We start from the raw sequence: 24,680 nt of genomic DNA, 5'->3' as shown, positions 1-24,680 counted from the left end.
GGTTACGGCTTTAACCCGACAAGTTCCATCAACCCGGCCTTGCTGTGTAACTGGATAATATCCGGCTTTGATTGATTGCCCGCCGTGCGTCCGCCGATGGTAATGTCGGTATCCATGGGGCCAGCGCCCGGCCCGTCAATATAAATTTCAATCAATCCGTAATCGAAATTTTTCATCAATGTGCGGGTTTGTTTGGCACCCGCATCTTCAATTGTGATGTGATCGGGGAAATCATCGCCGGAAAATTTCAGTGTGCCGGATGAGGCCGTGCGGAACAGGGCGTCTTGAACATTCAACCCATCATTCGGCGTGAAAATAATTCCGGCCAGTCCGGTTAATGTGCCCGACAGCCGTGTGTTTTTCCATCCCGCGACCGATGTAAATTCGTCCATGTCCAGATTGTGGATGTCCAGTTCAATCATGCTTGGCATGTGCCGCCATTCGCCACGCATCCATTCCGCATTGTCCAATCCGGTAACGCTCAGGTCATAGGTCTTTTGCGGGGCTGTTGTGCGGGCCGTTGCGGTTACGATCATGCCGGGGCGAGATTGTTTTTCGCGGACATCATCACTTAATGCCGGTATGGGGTGGCCGTTTTGTTTCAAAACGCCGTTGCCCAGTGCGGCGAAAAGGTCGGCGGCGTTATCCACTTGGGCGCGGATGGTGGTGCTTTCGGTTTTGCCAATGGATCCGGCCCAATCCGCGGTGATATTGGTGCCCTTTGTGCCAGCCAGGGCGGCTTGCATTGTGGCTTTCATGGCTGTGGCTGGGCCGTTGACTGTGGCGGTCATGCCGTTCATGGCAATGCCGTGATAAACGAATTGCCCCGCGGCCAGTTGCGCGCTGATCGTGACGGGCTGGTTTGGTGCGGCGTTCAGAATGGCCCATCCGCCCATGCGGCTGGCCATGATGGTTTTCATGTTGGCCTTGCCGTCCTGAATTTCAAAATCGGCGGAGAGTGTTCCATCCGCCGCGACTTCGCCATTGGCCGAGATGGTGGTGGTCAATTGATATTGCGAGCCCCAGACAACACCCTGCAAGCGCACACCGCCATCGGGCAGGGCCGTGGCTTGTCCCTTGGCCTCAACACGGATCGCGCCTGCTGGGCTGTTCATATCAATTTGCACAGCGTTCAGCGTGATGTTTTGAATATTGTGCTTTTTAAAAAGCGCGGGCAGGGATTGTTGCGGGAATTTCATGTCACCACGAAAAGGCAATAACAATGCCGCCGCATCCAGCGTCAATGTTGCGCGATCAATAGAGATGGATGGCATGCCGCCCAGAAAAGGCATCAGCATGGCCAGCGGGCCGTTGATGCGCATTTGTTCGATGGTGCTGAACGCATCTTTATCAATTTTGATATCGCGCAGGATGATGCCGCCGACCGCCCATTCGGCGTGGCCGCCATGGGCATGGGGGAAGCCAAGGGCCCCCAGTGCCTGATGCACGCGCCATTTGGCTAGCACCCCGGACCCGCCAAACGCCAATCCGGCGCAGACGATGAACAGAAGGGCGGTCATGCTTAAAACGGTTTTTTTCATTGGCTTCAGGATAAGCGGAATAGGCGTTTTGTCCATCATGAAAAAAGCGCCGGGCCCCATCAAAAAAAAGCGCCGGGAGGGTGTCTCCGGCGCTTTTTAACCTGGTGATGCGATTAAGATTATTGGCCGTAGCGATAGGTCGGCTGCGGGGCCGGGTACGGCTGCGCGTTTTGGTACGTGTTGTTGTACCCGTTGCGGCGCATTTGCTGCATCTGAATTTGTTGGTACTGGCGGTTTACGCGGTTCCAGTCTTCGTAAGCGCGTTGCTGGTTGCAATCGGCTTCCAGTTGATTCACGCGGGGTTGGTTCACGGCTTGGTTGACGCGGTCGCCAACGATGGAACCAATGATGCCGACGGCGGCGCCACCGGCGATGTCGCCCAGGCGGTTGCTGCGGCCACTGCGGATGGCACCGGCGGCCATGCCCACGCTGGATGTAATGGCGCGTTGCGTACCGTTGGACGGTTGGGTGTTACGGATGGCTTGGTTCAATGCACCGCAAGCGTTGTAGTGAACGCGCACCGGGGCACCATACGGATCCATGCGAACGCCATTCGGCGCGACTTGCGTGTTTTGCATGCGTTCCGGGGCCTGTGTGCTGCCATATTGCGGCAGACCGCCATATGGGTTCGATGCACAGCCGGTGCTCAGCACAGCGGCGGTGGACAGCAAGGCACCAGCGAAATATTTGGACAGTTGTTTTTTCATTTTAACACCCTCTTTTTTGATCGCGCTTGGTTGGTTTATGCGCGGAATAACAGTGAAATTACGGGATATGTGCGCTTTTGTCAATAAAATTTTACATAACCAAAAATCGGTGCGTGGGCATGCGGCCAAGAACGGATCGGTTTTTGGCTAACGCTTTGATTTCTATGTAAAATTTATCTAAATATCCAAATCCCGCACAAACTCGGCGTTGTCCTGAATAAAGTTAAACCGCGCTTCGGCATTCCGACCCATCAGGCGCTCCACCAGATCGTCGATGTCGGCGGATGCGGCGATGGTCGGGCCGGTGTCATCATCCATCGTTTCGGCGGTCAGGCCCAGCGCCGCGCGGGCGTCGGGAATGGTGACACGGATCAGCGTGCGCTTGTCCGGATCCATCGTGGTTTCCTTCAACTGCGCGGCGGGCATTTCACCCAGACCTTTAAAGCGGCTGATGTCCACCTTGCGGTTTTTGAACTGGGTCGCCAGCAATTCATCCTTGTGCGCGTCATCGCGGGCATAGGCGCTGAGCGTTCCGGCGGACAAGCGATAGAGCGGCGGCTGGGCCAGATACAAATGACCCTTTTCAATCAGCGGGCGCATTTGCGTATAGAAGAACGTGACCAGCAATGACGCAATGTGCGCACCGTCCACGTCGGCATCGGTCATGATGATGATGCGTTCATAGCGCAGATTGTCGATCTTGCAATCCTTGCCAATCCCCGTGCCCATGGCCAGGATCAGGTCCTGAATTTCCTGGTTCGCGCGCATTTTGTCTTTGGTTGCGCTAACGACGTTCAGGATCTTACCACGCAGGGGCAAAACGGCCTGGGTATCGCGGCGGCGGGCTTGTTTGGCGGACCCACCGGCGGAGTCACCCTCGACCAGGAACAATTCGGTGTCGATGGCGTTGGTGCGGCTGCAATCCGACAATTTACCGGGCAGGCGCAGTTTCCGCGTGGCGGATTTGCGGGCCATGTCCTTGTCGTCTTTGCGGCGCTGACGTTCCTCGGCGCGTTCAATCAGCGTATCCAGCAACAGTTTTGCCGATGCCGGATCGCCCGACAGCCAGTGATCGAAATGGTCCTTGATCGCGGAATCGACCCAACGGGTGGCTTCGGCGGTGACCAGTTTCTCTTTGGTCTGGCCTTGGAATTGTGGGTCGCGGATAAAGACGGAGAGCAGGATCGCGGCCCCACCCATCACATCATCGGCGGTAATCATGCCCGCCTTTTTATTCCCCACCATGTCGCCATAGGACCGCAGGCCACGGGCCAGCGCGGTGCGCAGGCCGCTTTCATGCGTGCCGCCCAGCGGTGTCGGGACGGTGTTACAATATGTATGGCTGAACCCTTCGCCATCATCCGGCCAGGCGACGGCAAATTCCACACGGCCCGCATCATCGGGCAATTTTGCCTGACCCGCAAAAGCCATGGGCGTGACCGTCGGGCGGCCCTGCAGGGATGCGGTCAGGAAGTCGAGCAAGCCATTGGGGAAGTGGAACGTGGCCTTGGCCGGGGTTTTGGCCCCTTCGGGCAGGCAGGCCGGGTCGCATTCCCACAAAATTTCCACGCCACGATACAAATACGCCTTGGACCGGGCGATCTGGTAAAGCATGGACGGGTGCAGTTTGGCGGCTTTGCCGAAAATTTCATGGTCGGGCAGGAAGGACACTTTGGTCCCGCGGTGGCTGGCCGGGCCGATTTTCTGCAATTTCGAGGTCGGAAGGCCGCGGGCAAAGCTCTGACGATACAGGGTTTTGTCGCGGGCGACGTCAATCACCATCCATTCGGACAGGGCGTTGACGACGGATGAGCCCACACCGTGCAGGCCGCCGGATGTTTCATAGTTCTTGCCGCTGAACTTCCCGCCGGAGTGCAGGGTGGTCATGATGACCTCCAGCGCGGATTTCCCGGGGTATTTGGGGTGTTCATCGACCGGGATACCCCGGCCGTTATCGCTGATTTCCACCGATCCATCGGCTTTCAGGGTCAGATAAATCTTGTCGGCGTGGCCGGCCACGGCCTCGTCCATCGAGTTATCGAGGATTTCGACGACCAAATGGTGCAAAGCGCGCTCATCCGTGCCCCCGATATACATGCCGGGGCGGCGGCGGACAGGCTCCAGACCTTCCAGCACCTCGATATCCGAGGCGCCATAAGATGTGTCTTTTGCGGAATTTGACGGTTTTTTCATTTGGTTAGCAAAGAGATCAGCCATAAAATGAACGCATTCGGTGTGTATTTTGTTTCGGTACGGTGGAATGGAATACTTAACCGCCCAAACCCTTGTTGCAAGTGAAAACCCATGAATAAGCACGGTTCAGCACAGGAATCTCTTTCCATGCCCGCGGAAATCGAGGGCAAGGTGCCCAGTTTGCGGACTTTTCCCATGCCCGCCGATTCCAACGCCAATGGCGATATTTTCGGGGGCTGGATCCTGTCCCATATGGACTTGGCCGGGGCGGCCCGGGCTTATGACTATGTCGGGGGCCGCGTTGTGACCGTCGGGATTGAGGCTATGAAATTCCATAAGCCCGTCTTTATCGGCGATGAAATCAGCTTTTACACCGAAATCGCCCGTGTGGGCCGGACGTCGGTGACCGTGAAAATTGACAGCTGGTGCCGCCGCCGTGATACACGCAATTACGTCAAGGTGACGGAGGGGCTGTACACCTTCGTCGCCATCGGTGACGACCGCCAGCCTGTGGAGATCAGAAAATCATGATGAACCCGCTCCGCGTATCTTCTGTGCTGTGTCTGCTGATGATGGTCGGCGTTGTGGCGCTGGCCGCGCCAAAGGCCTGGGCCCAGGCCTTTGATGTCAAAAAGATCAGCGAATTACCGGATTACCCCATGGACCCGGCCAAATTTGAAGCCGCCACGACCCTGCACGAAGACACACCGCTGGGTGATAAATTTCTCGCCTACAAAATCCGTTTGCCCAAGGATTGGAAAAAATCCGCCGATGATAATTTGCGCTCTCAGGATCTGAGCAAGCGGCTTCTGGGCGAGGTTGCGCGCTATTACGGCCCGATTACCGGCGATGTGCGCAGCCGTTTTGTGATTATGGCGTTGGAACTGGACCACGAAATCACGGCCCGGAACTGGTTCCTGCATTATATTCTCTCGCGTGGTTACACGTTGCAGGGCATGAAGGTCCTCTCTGACCGTCGGGTCGAAGCCCTTTATATCCAGATGGAAAAGGATACGCCCTTCGTCGTTCGGGCGACTGCCGAAATCAACGGCCCCCGTATGATTTTGAGCATGGTGTATATCCCCGAAGCCCTGTGGAAAGGGCAGGAAGGGATGCAGGATGCGATTATTGATTCATTCAGTTTCATCGCACCCGAAGATTCCCGCCTCAGCGCTATTCAAACATTCGCGTTCCTCGACCTGCTGCGTTTTGACTACCCGACATCATGGCGGTTGCGCGCGCCCAGCATCCAATCCATCGACGTGATGGAAGCCAGCGTCATCAACACGCGCGATGAAAAAACGCTGAATGGTGAAATTGATATCAACATCATCTCCACCGAACTGGATACGACGCTGGCCGAAGAGGTCAAGGCCCTGCAAAAAGAATTGGAAGAACGCGGCATGGTCATCGGTGCGATGATCGAACAGCCGACCGATTACCAATTCCAGCCGCAAGTGTCCTATAACCGCGTTGAAGTCTATGAAATGACCAACAAGGAAAAAACGATTCAAGACCACGAATACTGGATCGCCGTGTTGATCGAAGACCGCTACTACTACATCATCACCATGCTGACCCCATCCCGGAACGTGGATTTCTACACATGGGCGGGGAATACGGAAGCGTTTGGGCGTGTGATTCAGTCGATGCGGCCGTAATTTTTGCGAAACAAAGGACAAAGAAAAACCGGGGCACTGGCCCCGGTTTTTTATATTCAAGCTGATCATAAAACTTACGACGAATAATACATCTGGAATTCAATCGGGTGCGGCATGGTTTCGAAGGCCATGACTTCTTCCATTTTGAGTTCGATGTAACCGGCGATCATGTCGCGGGTGAAGACGTCGCCTTCCAGCAGGAAGCTGTGGTCCTGTTTCAGGGACTCGAGGGCTTCGCGCAGGGAACCGCACACGGTGGGGACGCGGCGCAGTTCTTCGTCCGGCAGGTCGTAGAGGTTTTTATCCATCGCTTCGCCCGGATGGATTTTGTTTTTGATGCCGTCCAGACCGGCCATCAGCATGGCGGAGTAGGCCAGATACGGGTTGGCCAGCGGGTCGGGGAAGCGGACTTCCACGCGTTTGCCTTTCGGTGAAACCGAATGCGGAATGCGGCAGGACGCGGACCGGTTGCGGGCGGAATAGGCCAGCAGGACCGGCGCTTCATACCCCGGGACCAGGCGTTTATAGCTGTTGGTCGTCGGGTTGGTGAACGCGTTCAGCGCGCGGGCATGTTTGATAATGCCGCCGATATAGAACAGGCACATTTCTGACAGGCCGGCATAGCCATCACCCGCGAACAAAGGCTTGCCGCCCTTGGACAAAGATTGGTGGACGTGCATGCCCGACCCGTTATCGCCGTAAACCGGTTTCGGCATAAAGGTCGCGGTTTTGCCATAGGCGTGGGCGACGTTGAAAACGACATGCTTGTAAATCTGCATGTTGTCGGCGCAATCGACCAGCGTGGAGAATTTGATGCCCAGTTCGTGCTGGCTGGCGGCCACTTCGTGGTGGTGTTTTTCAACCGGCACGCCCATCGAGCGCATAACGGAGAGCATTTCTGCACGCAGGTCAACGCCGCTATCGACCGGAGCATCCGGGAAATAGCCGCCCTTGACGCGCGGGCGGTGGCCCATGTTGCCGTCGGCGTAGGCGCGGTCGGTGTTGCTTGGCTCTTCAATGCCGTCCAGTTCATAGGCGACCTTGTTTCCGCGCACGGCGAATTTCACATCGTCGAAGACGAAGAATTCAGCTTCTGGCCCGAAATAGGCCACATCCGCCAGGCCCGTGGTTTGCAGGTAGGCTTCGGCAGCCTTGGCAATGGAACGGGGATCGCGGATGTACGGTTTTTTCGTCACCGGGTCATACACGTCGCAGAAAATTTTCAGCGTCGGTTGTGCGGTGAACGGGTCGATGGTGACGCGGTTTACATCCGGCATCAAAACCATGTCGGATTCGTTGATGGCCTTCCATCCGGCGATGGAGGATCCGTCAAAAAAGATCCCATCGGTCAGCAGGTCTTTATCAACCGTATCGACGTGCTGAGTCGTGTGTTGCTGTTTCCCGCGCAGATCGGTGAAAATAAAATCAACATATTCAATGTTGCGATCGGTAATGGCCTTCAGTAAATCGGCCACGCTTTTGATGTTCAGCTCTGCGTCGGACATGGGTTCCTCTAATGCTTCCGAATGGGGGTTTTAAGCTAAGTTTTTGTATTCATTGCATTTTAGTTATGCTTTTTGAGCAATGCTGTCATGCAATTTTATGCTATCTCTTTTAAGTATCACGACAGTGTGCCCCTGTCTATCGCAAAGCACAAATATTTTTAGGGTTTTTGGGGATTGGGCCACAGGTTGAAACTGCAAGCCGAAGGGTGGGGTGCGGAGACGGTGGAAATATGTAAGAGAAACTCTTGACTATATTTTGCAAATCCTGCATCTACAGGGGCCTTCGGCCTTTTTATGTGGCGACTGTAGCTCAGCTGGTAGAGCACTCGGTTGTGGTCCGGGTTGTCGCGGGTTCGAGCCCCGTCAGTCGCCCCATTTTCCCTTTCGAATCAATTCACTGGGTTTCATTCCATGGCTGAATTTCCCGATCATCACCAGATCCTGAGCGTGTCGCAGATGGCACAGGCCGATCATTTGGCTTTGCCGTTGGCGGGACAGGACGGGTTTGCCCTGATGCAGGCAGCGGGTCTGGCCGTGGCGGAGGAGGCAAAGCGGCTTCTGGGGCGGCGGACTTTTCTGGTGCTGTGCGGTCCGGGCAATAATGGCGGGGATGGTTATATTGCGGCCATGAACCTGCGGGCTGAGGGGCTGGATGTGCGGCTTTACGCGCTGGTTCCGCCTGCGCAAATGGCAGGGGATGCGGCCAAGGCTGTTGCCGGATGGACCGGGCCGGTGCGTAATTTTTCCGAACTTCTGAATAATCTGGAACATGGGGATTTCGATCCGGACCGCACTGGCGTGATTGATGCCGTGTTTGGTGCCGGGTTGTCGCGTGCGCTGGAATTTCCGGTCAAGGACGCATTCGCCAAAATCCGCGCATTGGATTTGCCTGTGATTGCCGTGGATGTCCCCAGCGGGGTGCAGGGCGATACAGGGGTCGTCGATGACGCGGCTCCCAAATGTCTGGGAACGGTGACGTTTTTCCGCAAAAAACCGGCGCATGTGTTGATGCCGGGGATGGATCAATGCGGTTTGGTGAGCGTGGCGGATATTGGCATTCCCGATGAAGCGATTGAACAAACCGGGTCTGTGGCTGCTGAGAATACCCCGTCTTTATGGGTGAATGCCGTTCCCACAACGCATCGCGGTCAGCATAAATACGACCGGGGCCATGTGCTGGTTCTGGGCGGTGCACGTCTGACCGGCGCGGCGCGGCTGGCGGGCGCGGCCTCCATGCGGATTGGGGCCGGGGTTTGCACCATTGCGGCCCCCGCGGATGTGCAGCGCATTTATCAAACCGGACCGGCCCATATAATGAGTGCGGTTGCGGATACACCAGCGGCGTTTTTGGATCTGGCCAATGATACGCGGCGCAATGCTTTATTGATCGGTCCCGGGGCGGGGCTGGACCGCGCGGATGATTTGCGCGCCATTGTGCTGGGGGCCTGCGGATTGGCAGGGCGCAGTGTTGTGCTGGATGCCGATGCGATCAGTGCCTTTGCGGGCCGGGCCGATGAATTGTTTCACGTGACGCATGATCATTGCATCCTGACCCCGCATGAGGGTGAATTTGTGCGTTTGTTTGGCGATATTCCGGGATCGAAGATTGACCGGGTGAAAGAGGCCGCCAGACGGAGCGGGGCGGTGATCCTGCTCAAGGGGGCGGATACAGTGATTGCGGCCCCGGATGGAACGTGTGTGGTCAGCACCCATGGCCCGTCCTGGCTGGCCACGGCGGGGGCCGGGGATGTGCTGGCGGGTATGATTGCCGGGCTGGTGGCGCAGGGCGTGGCCCCGTTCACAGCCGCCTGTATGGCGGCCTGGATGCACGGGGAAACCGCGTGGCGCTTGGGTCCGGGGCTGGTCGCGGCCGATTTGGCCGAAGGAATCCCGGGAATATTGAGGGATTGGGCTTGAATTTGCCGCGCTTTTCTGGTTTGTGAAGGGTTGAATTTCAGGCCGCTCCAGTGTGGCTCTGGGATGCGGATGTGGCGGAATTGGTAGACGCACTGGATTTAGGTTCCAGCGGGGTGACCCGTGGGGGTTCGAGTCCCTTCATCCGCACCACCCTTCGTCGCGCTTCGCGCGGCTTCGGGTGGCTGACGCCACGACCATTGGCGAACAAGTTTTACATTTTGATATCAACATCTTGCAAAGAGAACTTAAGATGCAGGTTAAAGAACTGAAAAAAGAAGGCCTGAGCTGCCAATATGAAGTGACGGTCACGGCCCAGGATATCGATGCACAGGTTGATGTGCGCCTGCAGGAAGTTGGTGAAACGATCAGCCTGCCGGGTTTCCGCAAGGGCAAGGTGCCGCTGAAACTGCTGAAGCAGAAATATGGCCGTTCGGTTATGGCTGAAGTCATTGAGAAAGTGGTCAATGACGGTGCGCAAAAACTGATTACCGAGAAGAACCTGCGCCCGGCTCTTCAACCGAAATTTGAAGTAACGTCTTTTGACGAAGGCAAAGACCTGACCTACACGATGGCTGTTGAATTGCTGCCGGAATTTAAGGTTACGGACGTAAAGGCCATCAAACTGGTGAAGCCGGTTGTGAAAGCCGACAAAAAGGAGATCGACGAAACGCTGGAGCGTATCGCGAAATCCAACGCCGAATACGAAACCATCACCGAATCCCGCCCGACGAAAAAGGGCGACGTCATCGTGATGGACTTCCACGGCCGCACCGCCAAGGACAACAAACCGCACCCGGGCATGCATGCCCACGGCGCGAAACTGGAACTGGGCAGTGGCCAGTTCATTCCGGGCTTTGAAGATCAGTTGATCGGCAAGAATGTTGGCGACAAGGTTGAAGTGAAAGTGACCTTCCCGGAAGCGTATCACGCTGCCGAATTGTCGGGTCAGGACGCGATTTTCGACGTTGAAATCCACGAAATCCAAGTGGCCAAAGATGCGAAAGTTGATGATGATTTCGCCAAGAAACTGGGCCTGGACAGCGAACAAGCACTGCGCGACCTGGTCGAAAAGCAAATCCAGAGCCAATATGACGATGTCAGCCGCATGAAGCTGAAGCGTTCTTTGCTGGATGCGCTGGACGAAGCCCATGATTTCGAACTGCCGCAGGGTATGCTGGACCTGGAATACAACAATATTCTGAGCCAGGTTCGTATCGAGCGTCAGGGCGACTTGAAAGACGGTAAACTGGAGCTGACCACCGAGGAAGAAGACGAGCTGCGCGCGATTGCCGCACGCCGTGTGCGCCTGGGTCTGGTTCTGTCCGAAATCGGTCGTGAAAACAACATCCAGATCACCGATCAGGAAATGCAACGCGCCGTGATTATGGAAGCCCAGCGCTTCCCGGGTCAGGAAGGCGAAGTGTTCGAATATTACCGCAAAAACCGCCAGGCTCTGGAAGCTCTGCGCGCGCCGGTATTCGAAGACAAAGTTGTCGATTTCCTGTTCGAACTGGCTGATGTGAGCGAGAAAGTCGTCACAGTTGAAGAGCTGACCAAAGAAGACGACACCCCGTACACGGGCAAAAAAGCCGAAAAATCCAAGAAAAAGGCTTAATTCGGATTATCAGATGATTGGATGACCGGAATTCCGAAAGGGGTTCCGGTCATTTTCTTTCGGATCATCCAAACCCCCTTGAACAATCAGGATTCAGGCGATACGGTTGGCTTATGGCGAATCTCGCCATGTCCTGCATCCACCTTATTCACGCCGAGAGTCCAGACAATGATTAGAGAACGCGATCCAGTAGACCTTTTCACGAACACGCTGGTGCCGATGGTTATCGAGCAGACCGCCCGTGGGGAGCGTTCGTTTGACATTTATTCGCGCCTGTTGAAAGAGCGCATTATTTTCCTGACCGGCGAAGTGGAAGACCATGGGTCCGCTCTGATCTGTGCCCAGTTGCTGTTCCTGGAATCGGAAAACCCGAAAAAAGAAATCTCGTTCTACATTAACTCCCCGGGTGGTGTTGTAACCTCCGGTCTGGCGATGTACGACACGATGCAATACATCAAATGCCCGGTGGCCACCGTTTGTATCGGTCAGGCTGCGTCCATGGGCTCTCTGCTGCTGACCGCTGGTGAAGCAGGCAAGCGTTTCTCTCTGCCGAACTCCCGTATCATGATTCACCAGCCGTCGGGTGGTGCGCGTGGTCAGGCAACGGACATCGAAATTCATGCCCGCGAAATTCTGCGTCTGCGTGAACGTCTGAACCAGATCTATGTGAAGCACACGGGCCGCAAGCTGAACGAAATCGAAGTGTCGATGGAGCGTGATAATTTCATGTCCGCCGACGAAGCCAAGGCCTTCGGCCTGATCGACCATGTTGTCGAAACCCGCCCGAAAGCTTTGGAGACGGAAAAGCCGAAAGAATAGGGGCTTTTTCAAAATATCCTTTTATTCAAGCCCGCTATGGATCATCCGATCCGGCGGGCTTGATTTTTGGGCATTGCATTAACATTTGATTGAAACAGGCGGGGCCGGGCCCGTTGGATTATTCAAAAACACAATAAATCCGGCAATCTCCTGTTAAGAATTGTGGTACTATAGTGGGTCAATGCCCGTTCTGGCGAAACCTGCTTTTTACGTAACATATAGCACAAGCGAGTGAATATGATCGGTTTCCAGTCTTCTTCCAAAGACGCTGTTCTTCCTGTTCTGCCTTTGCGTGACATTGTCGTGTTTCCGCACATGATTGTCCCGCTGTTCGTGGGGCGTGAAAAGTCGGTGAAGGCGCTGGAAAACGTGATGCGTGAAGACAAGCAGATTTTGCTGGCCACGCAAAAATCGCCGTCCGTTGATGATCCGGGTCCGGACGACCTGTACATGGTCGGGACGATCGGGACCATTTTGCAATTGCTGAAACTGCCCGACGGAACGGTGAAGGTTCTGGTCGAGGGCAGCCGCCGTGTGAAGATCAACACCTACACCGCGCACATGGATTATCTGGAAGCATCCGTTACGGATGTGATCGACGATGTGAAGGAAGACGAGGAAAGCGAAGCGCTGGCTCGTGCCGTCGTGAACCAGTTTGAACAGTATGTGAAGCTGAACAAAAAAATTCCGCCGGAAGTCATCGTGTCCGTGAACCAGATCGAGAACATCTCGAAACTGGCCGATACGATTGCCGCACATCTGGCACTGAAGATCGAAGAGAAGCAGGAGTTGTTGGAAATTCCGCTGACCATCGATCGTCTGGAAAAAATCTTTGGTTACATGGAAGGCGAAATCGGCGTCTTGCAGGTTGAAAAACGCATCCGTAACCGCGTGAAGCGCCAAATGGAAAAAACCCAGCGCGAGTATTATCTGAACGAGCAAATGAAGGCCATTCAGAAAGAGCTGGGCGACAATGGCGAAGGCGTTGACGAGCTGACCGAGCTGGAACGCAAGATCGAAGAATCCAAAATGTCGAAAGACGCCCGCGACAAGGCGAAAGGCGAGTTGAAAAAACTGCGTCAGATGAGCCCGATGTCGGCGGAAGCCACCGTTGTGCGCAACTATCTCGACTGGATACTGTCGGTGCCATGGAACAAACGCACCCGCGTGAAGAAAGACATCAAGGAAGCCCAGCACATTCTGGACAAAGAACATTATGGTCTGGAGAAGGTCAAGGAACGCATCCTTGAATATCTGGCCGTACAGCAACGCGCGAACAAGGTGAAGGGTCCGATCCTGTGCCTGGTTGGTCCCCCGGGTGTTGGTAAAACATCGCTGGGTCAATCCATTGCGCGTGCGACGAACCGTAATTTCGTGCGTATGTCCATGGGCGGCGTGCGTGATGAAAGCGAAATTCGCGGTCACCGCCGGACCTATATCGGCGCCATGCCGGGTAAAGTCATTCAGGGGATGAAGAAAGCCAAATCATCCAACCCGCTGTTCCTGCTGGATGAAGTGGACAAGCTGGGCCAGGATTGGCGCGGTGATCCGTCCAGTGCTTTGCTGGAGGTTTTGGACCCGGAACAAAACTCGACTTTCAATGATCACTATCTGGAATTGGATTATGATCTGTCCGATGTCATGTTCATTTGCACGGCCAACAGCCTGAACATGCCGCAACCGTTGCTGGACCGTATGGAAATCATCCGTGTGGCCGGTTATACCGAGGACGAGAAGCTGGAGATCGTGAAGCGCCACCTGCTGAAAAAGCAGATCAAGGCGGCGGGCTTGAAGCCGAGCGAGTTCAAGGTGTCGGATGCGGCGATCCGCGATTTGATCCGGTATTACACGCGTGAAGCGGGTGTGCGGAATTTGGAGCGTGAGATTGCGAACCTGTGCCGCAAAGCGATCAAAGAAATCTTGATGCGTGGCAAAGATGGCGGCGTATCGGTTACACCGAAAAACCTTGAGAAATATGCGGGTGTTCGCAAATACCGCTTCGGTGAGATTGATGAACAAGATCGCGTTGGTATCGTGAACGGTTTGGCCTACACCGAATTTGGCGGCGATCTGCTGTCGATCGAGGCTGTGACCATGCCGGGCAAGGATGGCAAGGTGTCCACCACCGGGAACCTGAAAGAAGTGATGCGTGAATCCATCACCGTGGCGGAAATGTTGATCAAATCACGCGCGGCGAAATTCGGCATTGATTATAAACAGCTGAATGAAACCAGCATCCACGTCCACGTGCCGGAAGGGGCTACACCGAAAGACGGTCCGTCCGCCGGTGCGGCGATGACCACGGCGATCATTTCGGCGCTGACCGGCATCGAAGTGCGCAAGGATGTGGCGATGACGGGCGAGATCAATTTGCGCGGTTATGTGACCGGCATTGGCGGCCTGAAAGAAAAATTGCTGGCGGCATCGCGCGGCGGAATCAAGAAGGTCCTGATCCCGCAGGAAAACGAAAAAGACCTGGCCGATATCCCGGCCAACGTGAAGAAAATGCTGGAGATTATCCCGGTGAATGCCATTGAGGACGTGCTGGCCCATGCCCTGATCCGGCTTCCAGAGCCGATATTAGGGAAAGAAGAGGGCGAAATCGACCCGGTTACGGCAAAAACCGCAGAAAATAAGGGGGAAGGCGTGATTCGCCATTGATGCCCCCCTAAAATGGGCGTAAAAATGTGGGGTCCGAAAGGCGCAGATTCCCTTGGGTTTTGACCAAGGACAGCGCGGGTTCGGGCCCCACATTCTTTTTCTGGCCGTGTGTATTTCTGGCTGAATGCGAATGATGTGGTTTCTGGCATTTTGTCTTTAACACGATCACAGAGGGGGAAAACCCGTGAACAAACAAGATCTGATCAACCACGTTGCAAAAGTGACCGGCCTGGCCAAAGCACAAGCTCAAGAAGCTGTTGAAGCCACGTTCGAAGGCATCAAAGAAACCCTGCAAGGCGGCGACGACGTTCGTCTGGTTGGTTTCGGCACCTTCACGGTATCCGCACGTGCCGCCACCACGGGCCGTAACCCGCGTACGGGCGAAGCCATTGCAATTCCGGCCTCCAAACAGCCGAAATTCAAAGCCGGTAAAGAGCTGAAAGACGCCGTTAACGGCTAATCCTTCGGCCTGATTTCAGGTTTTAAACCCCCGTGGGAGCGATCCTGCGGGGGTTTCTTATTTCCGGTGATGAAAATGAAGAAAAACGAGAAAATAGGGCTTGAAAGTGCCTTCGTTTTTGCGTAAATCTACGCCCCTGACGACGGCGCGCGCTTAGCTCAGCGGTAGAGCAACTCGTTTACACCGAGTGGGTCGGGAGTTCAATCCTCTCAGCGCGCACCATTCTCTCTAAAAACCCCCGCTTTGGCGGGGTTTTTTAATGTTTATTTTCAGCCTGTTAGGGGGGTGGTTCTGCCCCAAATTTGCCATCCTGTTTAAAAGGGAATATTAACATCTCCGCCGTACAGTACAGGCTGGGGTCAGACCCCGCGTAAGCCTGATAAAATAACGGGGAAGAGAGGCGCTTTGGCGCAGCGTAAGACGACGACCGAAAACCAGCCCGGTAAGGCCGGATTATCCTATCGCCCGCCCGTGACGGCGCAGACCGGGGCAGAGGGCGCGCATATCCTGCAAACCTATATCAGCCGTTTATATGCCGATTCCGAGTCCGGGGTGGCGGCCTATGAGGCTGATCGTCTGTCCCCCTATATGACGGCGCTTGGGGCGCGGTTGATGAATGATGGTCTTGTGACCGCAACGGAGCCAAATCCGTTTAATGCCAAACATGGGATTGTGGCGTATCACCGGATGATTGCAGATGATACGTCACCCAAAACCCATTTCGCGCCGGAGCGGTTGAGCGGATTGTTCAACAAGATGGCGGCGGATACCGGGAATATCGTGTTGTCCGAAGTTGCAATTGTGCCAAGCGATGTGTGGGAACAGGTTACAAAGGACAAAGCGCTTACGTCATTCAGCCGCCCCTCCGATATTGCCGGACGTCAATATCATTTAGGTTTCATTCAATGTTTGCGCCATGCGGAACAGGCGTCCATTGCGTTCCCGGTCATGGTTCTCGACAAAACGGTGATGGACCGCATTGCGCCGTATAACCCATCCGACCTTCTTGAATCTCTGGCGGCCATGGCAACGATTGGGAACCATGATGTTTTACACGGCCTCACTAGCCCCGTCTTAACCGATGAAATTTCACACGCGTTCCGCAAACCATCTTATGGCCCGGCGTTGGGCGAATTTCTCAAATCCTATCTGTCGTTCAGTATGGCGGACCGCGAGGGGAGCGATGCCCCGAACAGTTATGAGGGCTGGGCGCTGGCCAGCCATGCGGATACGTATCGCGAAATGCGTACGAATGGCGATGATCGTGATTTGGATGTGCAGGTTGAAAAATATTGCGACGCGTTGGAGCGCATTGATCGCGCGTTAGAGGATGATGGCGTATCCCCGAATGTGCGCCACCATTACATGGATTATTTTGGCACCGTGGCCCTGTTTTCGCTGGTGCGGGTGTTGCCGGTGGATGATCCGTTGATGGGGCGTGCATTGACGCGTATGGAAACGCTGACCCGCCCGGATGGGTCCGATCTGGTGCAATATATGCATGATCGCTGGCGCAATCCGAAAACACGTTACCCCGAACAGGTGAATTTGGATCATCTGGGGGCCATGTATCTGGAATTTCTGGAACGGCCCGGTTTTATGACGGACGATGTTCTGTCGGATTTGAATACGGCATTGTCGGCGTGTTTGCAGTATGAATGCGAAAAGCCAGCAGATGCCCAAAACCGTGTTTTGTGGGGCGCAAGTGCGATTGGCGGCCTGCGGCAATTTGAGACCCAGCCTGTTGGTATTCAGGAAAGTATCAAGGCCTATGCCCGTGCTTTGGCGCATGTGCGTTTTGATGAAGAAGCCCGTTTGCGCGATCCGGCCTTGGGCCAGGCGGGCGAGGGGAATGATCCCGCGGATCGGTTCCAGCAGGCGGCGGCACCCATCTGGCCCCGGCCCGATATGCCTGACGCTATGCGTATCGGTGTCTTGAATAAAATGAAGCAGACCCGCAATGCCGTGGTGGGGGCGATGTTCCGGTCCTTGCAAAGCTACCTGCATCGCCATCCGCACGCCCCGGATTTTGAATCGAATATCCATCGTTTGGGCGTGATTCATTTTGATGGTTTGCGACGGCAGGTGGTGCGCGGTGTCCTTGACGATCCGGCTGGCCCGACGCTGGCATATCGTGCCGTGCGCAATTACCGCCATGCGGGGATCAATATTCTGGGCCGTGAGGGGCGCGAGCCGTCATGGCGCCAAATGAAAATATGGGACGTTATGCGGACCACGCCTGTTATTCCCTATATGTTGTCACCCGCAGTTAAAGACGAAGAGCTGATGCGCCTACGGCGTGTATCCAAAGTTGTTGATCGCGGTGTGGTTGCTATTTTGGGGACGGGGCAGTCCAGTAGCCACTGATCCATCATATTAGAACAATACAATGAATGCCCGGAAATCCCATATATACCCGAGCATGCTGCACTGCGTATTGAGTGTGTAGGGAATTTCGTGTGACAATTCACCTCTGTTTTTATTCTCGCGTAATAACCAAACCTGATAAATCGAAAAATCATGCGAGGTGTGTCATGTTTCATTTTTTTACGGCTTTTATTATTTTATCGTTTGCCCTTCTTTTAAAAACTTCGCATGCGAATGCACAATGCGCTAATCCAGCCGGATCTATTGGCGATATTGTGTACAACAGTACGCATGATGCATTCCAAGGCTGTACCACCGTGAATGGGTGGGTGGCATTTCACAAACCTGGTGGTGTTGTTGATCCTTGTGCGGGTACGCCTAATATTGGTGATACCTGTGCCGATGGGACGCTTTATGCGGGGAATCTGTCTGGGACGGATCGTTATATTACACCAGCTGATGACAGTACCGGGGTGGTTTGGGGATGTTCCGGAACCAACATTCCTGCAGCGAACAGCACAACGGATGGGGAAGCGAATACCGATCAGATTATGCTGGCGTGCCCCAGTGCAGCGGCGTCGATTTGTGCAAATTCGACGGCGCATGGTCATAATGATTGGTATTTGCCAGCATTGGCGGAGTATACACATCTTCATACCAATCGTGTGGCGTTGGGCATGAATTATGGTTTCACACACTGGACTTCGCAAAACTCATCTTCAACCCAGGCGACGCGTTTTCGTTTTAGCGATGGAACAAACTTTATTGTGTTAAAAAACACGTCGTTTTATGTCCGCTGCATGCGCAAATAAGGGGTGAGTGGACATAACTCAGATCCTTGTTTTCTATGCTGCGCTGCGTGTTGAATGCGGGCCGGGTTTCAGGCAAGAATAGGCCGCGTTTTCACATCATGGAGTGTTACATGAAAATCGGCGTGCCAAAGGAAATCAAGGCTCAGGAACATCGCGTTGGTCTGGTGCCATCATCGGTGAAGGAATTTATCGCGCGCGGTCATCAGGTGATCGTTGAAACCGGAGCAGGGGCCGGAATTAATTTCAGTGACGAAGATTACAAAAAGGCCGGTGCGACGATTAAAGGCACCGCCAAAGAAATCTTCGCCGAAGCCGACATGATCGTGAAGGTGAAAGAACCGCAGCCGGTTGAATGCCAGATGTTGCGCGAAGATCAATTGCTGTTCACCTATCTGCACCTGGCCCCGGACCCGGAACAGGCCAAGGGTTTGATGGAATCCGGCTGTGTCGCCATTGCCTATGAAACGGTGACGGGGCGTGATGGCCGTGGTTTGCCGTTGCTGGCTCCGATGTCGGAAATTGCGGGTCGCCTGTCCGTTCTGGTCGGTGCGAACAACATGATGAAACATATGGGCGGCGTTGGGCGTTTGATTTCCGGCGTTCCGGGCGTTCGCCCCGGCAATGTTCTGGTGATTGGCGGCGGTGTAGCCGGGTTTAACGCGGCACGCGTGGCCGTTGGCATGGGGGCAAATGTCACCATTCTGGAACGTGACCATGATCGCCTGCGCACGCTGGACGATTATTTCCGTGGCCAGGCCAACGTGATTTATTCCAGCATGGATTCCGTTGAACAATATGTTCAGGTTTGTGACCTGGTCATTGGCGCGGTGCTGATCCCCGGTGCGGCGGCACCGAAATTGGTGACCAAGCCGATGTTGAAAACCATGATTCCTGGATCGGTGATTGTCGACATCGCGATTGACCAGGGTGGGTGTTTCGAAACCAGCCATGCCACCACGCACAAGGACCCGACCTATGTCGTTGATGGCGTCGTGCATTATTGCGTGGCAAACATGCCGGGGGCTGTGCCGCTGTCGTCTGCATTGGCCCTGAACCACGCTGTTTTGCCCTATGCGCTGGCGTTGGCGGATAAGGGGTGGAAACGTGCCGTGTTGGAAGATCCCAATTTGCGAAACGGTCTCAATGTCTGCCGCGGGGAAATCACGTACCGCAGCGTAGCGGAATCGCTGAATTTGCCGTTCAACCCGGAGCCCAAGGCTCTGGCCGCCTGAAATTCTTTGGGATAGTGCTGCGTCCGAATTTGCAAAAGAGGGATGGTATCGTGCCATCCCTCTTTACTTTTTCCCAAAAGCGAAAAGATCAATTAGGTACCGGGAGGGGGCAAATTTTATTTGTGGGCTGATTAAGAATGCAAGCACACGGTATTATGAGCCATGTTCGTGATTATGTTGCAGGACTTGTGTTTCGCAAGGGGCACACCCGTACCAATGTCATAAAGCGCAAAGCGGAAAACGTTGATCCAGCCGCAGCACAACGCCGTCAAGTAAAGCTTGAGTCGTTGTGCGAAGCGTTGTTCATGAAAAAAGAGTTGATCGCGTCCGGCCGCATTCAGGTGTTGGGTCTTGATGAGGTCAGGAAAAAAATGGGCCGGCGTTGGGCGGGGTTACGGGATATCATTTACGAAACCTGCGAAGATGTCATAAAAAAATACACCAATTCCAGCGATGTTTTTTTCCGTTATAAGGAAAAAGATTTCATTATCCTGTTCGGAACAAGTTCCGCTGAAGAAAGCGATGCAAGAATGACCCTGATTGCATCGGAGATACGCCGCTGCCTGTTTGAAAACCATGGGATTGAGAATGTCGGCGTGCGCAAAGACGTTTCCGTCCTTAGTCGCGACAGTCTGGGTGCGGGCGGTTTTTCCAAACAATCCATCTCGGAAACATTTGAAAGCCGGTTGTCGCGCAAGAAGAAAGGCGCCGTCGTCGTTCCCTCAGTGTCCAATAAAAACGAAATTGATCTGGCGTTGGTGAAGCGTGTTGATGTGTCCATTGCCGAGGATGATGCGGCAGTGGCTAAACCCGTTATTGCCGAAAAGATGGCCCCGCGGCATGCGGTACGGTATATGCCCGTTTGGGATGTATTCAAGGGACGATTAATTGCATTTATGTGCGTGGCCGGTCGTGATGATGAGCCGGGAGCCGCGGAAACGCATCAGCGGTTTTTCCGGGGACGTTCCGCTTCCGCCATTGCGGCAATCGATACCGATATTCTTGCGGGATTGATTCAGTGGTTTGGCGAACATGATAATGCGACACGTAATTTTGGTATTATCTGCCCTGTAAATTTCAGTACGATTTCAAGTGTCGAGGGGGCCGAAAAATACCGTGTTCTGTGCCAGAAGATGAATGAGAGCATGAAAAGCCATATCCTTTTCATGGTTATGGGTGTTCCCGTCGTTCATATGTCCAGTGCGCGGTTAAGCGAAGTTGTTTCGCCTTTGAAAGCCTATGGCCGCGTTTTGTGCGGGCATATTTCCACGCCGGGATTAAATTCCGATCTGTCTTTGTTGCGCATTGCCGGGTTTGATAATATCGGGATCATCGCCCGGTCTGTGTCGGGCGGTGGGAAAGATGCGGAAATTTTGAATATCCAATCCCTTGTCAACAAGGCCAAACGATATTTGATCAACCAAACGTTTGTCCTTGATGTGGATAGTCCAGAGCTTGTCACTGCGGCGATCAAGGCTGGTGTGCGTTATATCGCCGGAACCGCTGTGCATCAAAGCGTGCAAAATCCCGATGAAAAATTACATTTTCCAGACAATGGATTTTTGCAGCTATGGAATAACCATCTTAAGGATGGTTCGCGCCCGCATTAAGATCGTGGCGCGGTTGCGAAAATCTGCGTTTCGCATTTTGCATTTCCCGTGAATCACAAAATATCCGTTTTTTGTCGCTTTTCTGCGGGTTTCAGTGCGACAATGAATGTAAGGGGACATACTTAATCCATATTTTGTGACTTATTGCGGAGGGGCCTATGCGTGTGCGCGGTGTGGCTGGACGGATCCGTGGGTATGTGTCGAAATTGGCGTTTTGGACGCATTCCGACGATCGTGCGTTTTCGGCGCGGTCATATTCAAAAAAACCAATGCGATTAACAGAAAGCCAGCACGCAGAGCTGGAAGTTCTGTGTACGAAGCTGTTTGAAAAACGCGATCTGGTCGCGTCCGGGCGATTGCAGATTCTGGGGTTGCGCGCGGTCAAGGCACAAATGGGACGCCGCTGGACCGGGATGCAGGATCAGGTTTTCGTGATCTGCGAAGAAACAATCAGCAAATATCTGGAGCGCGGTGATATCTATATCCGTTATGAGGATGATAGCTATATCCTGCTGTTTATGAGCAGCACGCTAGTGGAAAGCGACATGAAGGCTGCGTTGATGGCCGAAGAAATCAGACGCCGTTTGTTTGATGAGTTGGGTTTGGACTCCATCACAATGGAAAAAGAGATGTCACATATATCGGCCCATGAAGTGGACCGGAATTTGCCGTTTATCCAGTCTGTGCCGTTGGCCTTTGATAAGGGGCGTATGCGGGCGACCATGGAAATGGCAGAGCAGGGGCATAAAACGCCCGACTTTACCCCCATCCCAAGGACGGAAGTTGAGTTCGTCCATCACAGGCATCACCCGCGACGCTTTGGCAGGTTAAAGCATGCGCCGAAGCCAGACCCCGTGATCATGCCGTTTAGCGGTGTACGGTTTATGCCTGCATGGGATCAGTATCGCGGTCGTCGTGTGTCGTTGGTTGCTGTGGCCGATTATCCGGGGGCGGGGCCAAATGCAATGCAGTCGCATCGGAATTTTTACATTGGCCGCAGTGATCATGAAATTGTCGAGATGGATATGTTTATTTTGCAGGCGATTATCAATTGGCTGCGAAGCAACTCGAATGCCTTGCCGGAATTTGGGTTGATCTGCCCGGTGAATTTCAGAACATTATCCAGCAGAGAAGGGAAGGAACGGTATCGGTCCCTGTGTCAGCAGATTGATGACCGTATGAAGCAATTCATGCTGTTTCTGGTTATGGATTTACCAGTCCATATGCCGTGGTTAAGTATGGAGCACCTGGTGTCGCCATTAAAAACATATAGTCGGTTTCTATGCGGTCAGGTTCCGCTTGATATTACCGATACAGACATAGAAGCGCTGCGTATGGCCGGGTTTGATGTTTTGGGTGTGTTCGTCGGTGACTCTGCAGCGGGGCGAACGCACAAATCGTTACAGCCTGATCTCGAAAATTTTGTCCATCGCGCACGAAAACATATTATCAACCGTACATTCATTATGGGCGCGGATGATGCCGATACGGCGGTGGCGGCGGCGATGGCGGATGTTCGGTTTATGGCGGGCGATGCCATTCATCCGTGCGTTCCGAAACCTGAATCGGAACAGGATTTTTCAATCAACGAATTCTTCAGATTGTGGCGCAGTGATCCGGCGCGATCCGGTGGTGTGCATTAGTATTTTGTGATGGATGTTGTCTTTGTTGGGTTTGTTTAAAACGCGGTCGTTTTTGGATGCGTTTTGTCTGTCAAAATAATGTTCCCGATATAACCCTAAGTGGTCTTGCCTCGCAATTCATTCTTCAGTCTAGGGGGGCATACTCGAAATACAACGGGTATATAAAATAAAAATTCGGGAGAATGGGTGATGGTTGGCCAGGGGAATGTGAATCAAGAACAGAATTTCATGTCGTTTAAAAATCATGCTGTTCTTGGTAATGCGTTGTCGAGTTTCTTCAATAAGAATGGCGTTGTTGCCGCGGGACGAATGGAAATCCTGGGCCTGCGCACGATCCGCAATAACAGCGGTGCGCGATGGGACAATCTGCACAGCAAAATTTCAGATGTCTGCAAAAACGTGATTGGAAAGTACATCAGTGATGATGATATGTGTGTCGAATTTCGCGATGATGCTTTCATCATTCTTTTTACCGAAAGCACAATTGTTGAAAGCGATTTGAAAATCACTCTGATTGTCGAAGAAATGAAACGCGGTTTGCAGGCCTTGGACGGTGTTGACCAAATTACGGTCAAAAAGGATGTGTCCCTGATCCAGATGACGGATCTGGATCACAATATGCCATTGGTGCAATCCATCGTGATGTTGTTTGAAAAGGGGCGCGTGAATGGCCAAATTCAGCTGACCGCGTCGCGATCACCCAATTTTTCATCTGTTTTGCATGCTGGCCACGATCGTGCGGCACGGTTGCACCACGAAATGACGGCGCCGCATAAAAAAGAAACCGGAGCGATGGACGATGTTCATGAGTTGCCCTTTACTGCGGTGCGCTATATGCCGGTGTGGGACCATTACAAGGGTCGTAAAGTGGCCCAGATGGCCGTGGCTGATTATCCGGATGCGGGTGGGCAGGCCATTCGGGCCCATGAAGCGTTCTATGCCAACGCGCCGGGGGCCATGGTGATTGCCATGGATATGCTGGTTTTACGGACCGTGATTGCTTGGTTCCAGGCCAATCCCGACATGATCCCGGATTTCGGTATTATTTGTCCGGTGCATCATTACACCTTGTCCAGCATGGACGGACAGCAGCGTTACCGCGCATTGTGCCAGAAGATTGATGAGCGCATGAAGGCCTATATGCTGTTTATGGTGATGGATGTTCCGGCACATACGCCGTGGATGACATTGCACCGGATGATTTCGCCATTGAAAACATTCGGGCGCGTTTTGTGTGGTCGTGTGTCGTTGACCAGCGTTGGGGAGGCGGATTACGAAGCCTTGCGTATGGCCGGTTTTGATGTGCTGGGTGTTATGGTGAATGGCTCTTCTACTGGTAATGGCGGGCGGGCCTATCGGATGATGGAAAGCGATATTCAGAATTTTGTGAAGCGCACACGCCGTCATCTGATCAGCCGGACCTTCCTGCTGGGGGCGGATGATCCGAAAGTGGCATTGGCCGCCGCTGCCGCCGATGTTCGATTCATCGCCGGGGATGCAATTCACGCCTGCGTCGCCGAACCAGAGGCCAGTTTGGACTTTCACAAAGGCAGCTTCTTCCGCATGTGGCGCGAGGGGTTGGTTGGGGTTGAAGTTAACTAATTGATTTTAAAAGAATTTATATTCTCAAATCGGCGCTGTGAAAAAAACGGCTGGTTTGTGCAAGAAATCTGAAAAAGGTATTGAAATCCTGTGGCCGTTCCGATAACTATACGCCCACGCTGAATTGCGGGCGTAGTTCAGTTGGTTAGAACGCCTGCCTGTCACGCAGGAGGTCGCGGGTTCAAGTCCCGTCGCTCGCGCCATTCAGGGTAAAATAAAGAACCGGCTCTTTTTGAGCCGGTTTTTTTATTATTGCATCGCGATATGTTGTGATGCATCATTTTCTTGTCCGTATCCTACGGGCGTCTTCAAGTTTTATTTTCATATTTATTTCT

17 protein-coding genes and 4 tRNA genes are annotated in these 24,680 nt (G+C 53.7%); 17 read left to right on the top strand and 4 right to left on the bottom strand.

Going from position 1 to position 24,680, the window contains the following annotated elements:
- Positions 1–2: 2 nt before the first annotated feature.
- From A11S_RS06345 to parE, 3 genes are all read right to left on the bottom strand, one after another.
- Positions 3–1,580, bottom strand: a complete 1,578-nt coding sequence (locus A11S_RS06345; protein WP_015467669.1) for an intermembrane phospholipid transport protein YdbH family protein — start codon at positions 1,578–1,580, stop codon at positions 3–5.
- An 80-nt stretch (positions 1,581–1,660) separates the two neighbouring features.
- A complete protein-coding gene (locus A11S_RS06340; protein ID WP_148285114.1) occupies positions 1,661–2,248 on the bottom strand; it encodes a hypothetical protein in 588 nt (195 codons plus the stop codon).
- A 177-nt stretch (positions 2,249–2,425) separates the two neighbouring features.
- Positions 2,426–4,465, bottom strand: coding sequence for a DNA topoisomerase IV subunit B (gene parE / locus A11S_RS06335; RefSeq protein ID WP_015467666.1), 2,040 nt, complete (start codon positions 4,463–4,465; stop codon positions 2,426–2,428).
- A gap of 123 nt (positions 4,466–4,588) precedes the next feature.
- Between parE and A11S_RS06330 the strand changes: the two genes are divergently transcribed.
- Together A11S_RS06330 and A11S_RS06325 are read left to right on the top strand one after the other, a co-directional pair.
- A complete protein-coding gene (locus A11S_RS06330; protein ID WP_015467664.1) occupies positions 4,589–4,972 on the top strand; it encodes an acyl-CoA thioesterase in 384 nt (127 codons plus the stop codon).
- Complete coding sequence (locus A11S_RS06325; RefSeq protein WP_015467663.1) at positions 4,969–6,102, top strand: hypothetical protein; 1,134 nt, start codon at positions 4,969–4,971, stop codon at positions 6,100–6,102. Before A11S_RS06330 ends, A11S_RS06325 begins: the two co-directional genes overlap by 4 nt.
- A 74-nt stretch (positions 6,103–6,176) precedes the next feature.
- Here the strand turns inward: A11S_RS06325 and glnA are convergent, their stop codons facing one another.
- On the bottom strand, positions 6,177–7,607 hold the full coding sequence (glnA, locus tag A11S_RS06320) for a type I glutamate--ammonia ligase (protein ID WP_015467662.1): 1,431 nt from the start codon (positions 7,605–7,607) through the stop codon (positions 6,177–6,179).
- A gap of 299 nt (positions 7,608–7,906) precedes the next feature.
- On the opposite strand from glnA, the gene A11S_RS06315 reads away from it, so the two are divergent.
- The 15 genes from A11S_RS06315 to A11S_RS06245 all read left to right on the top strand — a co-directional run bounded on the left by A11S_RS06315 (position 7,907) and on the right by A11S_RS06245 (position 24,548).
- Positions 7,907–7,982: transfer RNA gene (locus A11S_RS06315), tRNA-His, on the top strand.
- Between the two features lie 36 nt (positions 7,983–8,018).
- Positions 8,019–9,524, top strand: coding sequence for an NAD(P)H-hydrate dehydratase (locus A11S_RS06310; protein ID WP_015467661.1), 1,506 nt, complete (start codon positions 8,019–8,021; stop codon positions 9,522–9,524).
- 65 nt (positions 9,525–9,589) lie between these two features.
- Positions 9,590–9,674 (top strand) — tRNA-Leu (locus A11S_RS06305).
- 100 nt (positions 9,675–9,774) lie between these two features.
- The gene (gene tig / locus A11S_RS06300; protein WP_041802532.1) at positions 9,775–11,139 is read left to right on the top strand and encodes a trigger factor; all 1,365 of its coding nucleotides are present in this window, start codon (positions 9,775–9,777) and stop codon (positions 11,137–11,139) included.
- Between the two features lie 168 nt (positions 11,140–11,307).
- Positions 11,308–11,958 carry an ATP-dependent Clp endopeptidase proteolytic subunit ClpP gene (gene clpP, locus A11S_RS06295; RefSeq protein WP_014102925.1) on the top strand — a complete coding sequence of 217 codons (651 nt, stop codon included), beginning with the start codon at positions 11,308–11,310 and terminating at the stop codon, positions 11,956–11,958.
- Between the two features lie 237 nt (positions 11,959–12,195).
- Positions 12,196–14,619 carry an endopeptidase La gene (lon, locus tag A11S_RS06290; protein WP_041802530.1) on the top strand — a complete coding sequence of 808 codons (2,424 nt, stop codon included), beginning with the start codon at positions 12,196–12,198 and terminating at the stop codon, positions 14,617–14,619.
- A gap of 184 nt (positions 14,620–14,803) precedes the next feature.
- Complete coding sequence (locus tag A11S_RS06285; RefSeq protein WP_014102923.1) at positions 14,804–15,079, top strand: HU family DNA-binding protein; 276 nt, start codon at positions 14,804–14,806, stop codon at positions 15,077–15,079.
- Between the two features lie 147 nt (positions 15,080–15,226).
- Positions 15,227–15,301: transfer RNA gene (locus A11S_RS06280), tRNA-Val, on the top strand.
- A 183-nt stretch (positions 15,302–15,484) separates the two neighbouring features.
- Positions 15,485–17,446, top strand: coding sequence for a hypothetical protein (locus tag A11S_RS06275; protein ID WP_015467657.1), 1,962 nt, complete (start codon positions 15,485–15,487; stop codon positions 17,444–17,446).
- A 92-nt stretch (positions 17,447–17,538) separates the two neighbouring features.
- Positions 17,539–18,258 carry an Lcl domain-containing protein gene (locus tag A11S_RS06270; RefSeq protein WP_148285113.1) on the top strand — a complete coding sequence of 240 codons (720 nt, stop codon included), beginning with the start codon at positions 17,539–17,541 and terminating at the stop codon, positions 18,256–18,258.
- 110 nt (positions 18,259–18,368) lie between these two features.
- Positions 18,369–19,490, top strand: coding sequence for an alanine dehydrogenase (gene ald, locus A11S_RS06265; RefSeq protein WP_015467655.1), 1,122 nt, complete (start codon positions 18,369–18,371; stop codon positions 19,488–19,490).
- Between the two features lie 137 nt (positions 19,491–19,627).
- Positions 19,628–21,100, top strand: coding sequence for a hypothetical protein (locus A11S_RS06260; protein ID WP_081604764.1), 1,473 nt, complete (start codon positions 19,628–19,630; stop codon positions 21,098–21,100).
- A gap of 158 nt (positions 21,101–21,258) precedes the next feature.
- Positions 21,259–22,743: a hypothetical protein gene (locus tag A11S_RS06255; protein WP_015467653.1), complete on the top strand. Its 1,485-nt coding sequence runs from the start codon at positions 21,259–21,261 to the stop codon at positions 22,741–22,743.
- Between the two features lie 228 nt (positions 22,744–22,971).
- Positions 22,972–24,345 (top strand): hypothetical protein, encoded by a 1,374-nt coding sequence (locus tag A11S_RS06250; protein ID WP_235067414.1) that lies wholly within the window; start codon positions 22,972–22,974, stop codon positions 24,343–24,345.
- Between the two features lie 126 nt (positions 24,346–24,471).
- A tRNA-Asp gene (locus A11S_RS06245) sits at positions 24,472–24,548 on the top strand.
- Positions 24,549–24,680: the final 132 nt, after the last annotated feature.

Source organism: Micavibrio aeruginosavorus EPB, assembly GCF_000348745.1.
Taxonomy (GTDB): Bacteria; Pseudomonadota; Alphaproteobacteria; order Micavibrionales; family Micavibrionaceae; genus Micavibrio; species Micavibrio aeruginosavorus_A.
Note: the sequence above shows the minus strand (reverse complement) of the source record. Positions and strands in the feature narration are given on the sequence as shown.